Origin of the sequence: Streptomyces sp. NRRL F-5126 (assembly GCF_000721265.1) — a bacterium.
In the GTDB taxonomy this organism is placed as follows: domain Bacteria; phylum Actinomycetota; class Actinomycetes; order Streptomycetales; family Streptomycetaceae; genus Streptomyces.
On record NZ_JOFZ01000052.1, the window covers coordinates 1 to 724 of the forward strand.

The 724-nt window shown below is 74.6% G+C and carries 1 protein-coding gene and 1 pseudogene; both read left to right on the forward strand.

The features are described 5' to 3' along the window. The first annotated feature begins 50 nt into the window (after positions 1-50). Entirely contained in the window at positions 51-434 is a 384-nt protein-coding gene (locus tag IH48_RS0132240) for an RRQRL motif-containing zinc-binding protein (RefSeq protein WP_199806971.1), read from the forward strand. Between the two features lie 14 nt (positions 435-448). Continuing rightward, positions 449-724, forward strand: a pseudogene (locus tag IH48_RS0132245) (hypothetical protein); the annotation flags it as partial.

A 724-nucleotide genomic window follows, 5' to 3' on the forward strand; every position in this document is an offset into this window, starting at 1 on the left:
AAGCCCACGAGCCCACCACACCCCGACGACCAGCCAAGGAGGTGACCGACGTGAAGTTCTACGACCCGACCGGCGAGACGTTCGGCATCCCGACCTACCCGCGCCGCCTCGCCCCCGAGGGCCTGGCCACGCGCCGCCAGCTCCGCGCCCGCGGCCTCCGCCCCAACGGCCAGGACGTCGTCGCCCAGATCCTCTGGCACGGCCGGCGCGACCCGCTCACCCGGGTCCGCCCGATCCGCGCCGCCTACCTCTACCGCATCGACCTGGCCGCCCCCGTCCGGCCGATGACGCCGGGCCGGATGCGCGCGGTCGCCGCCATGATGCGCGCCCGCCGCACCTGCCCCGACTGCCACGTCACCTACGACTTCGTGATCCCGACGTCCCTCGGCTGCTGCCCGGGGTGCGCCGATGACCCGGCCGCCCTCGCGGCGTGAAGGAGAGACCCGCCATGAACCACGAGATCCAGCACTACGAGCCCCAGCCGCTGCCCGCCGTCCCGCCCGGCATGACCGTCGCCTACACCCCGCAGGGCCAGCCGGTCTACATCCCCCAGACCCAGCAGCCGCCCGTCGTCGTCCCGATGCCGTCCCAGCCGATCCCGGCCTGGCTCCGCAACGCGCTGATCGCCGCCGTCGGCCTCCTGATCCTGTGCACCCCGGCCACGGTCCTCCTGGTCGTCGCCGCCCCGGCCGTCATGGCGATGGGCCAGGGCCTCGCCTACAGC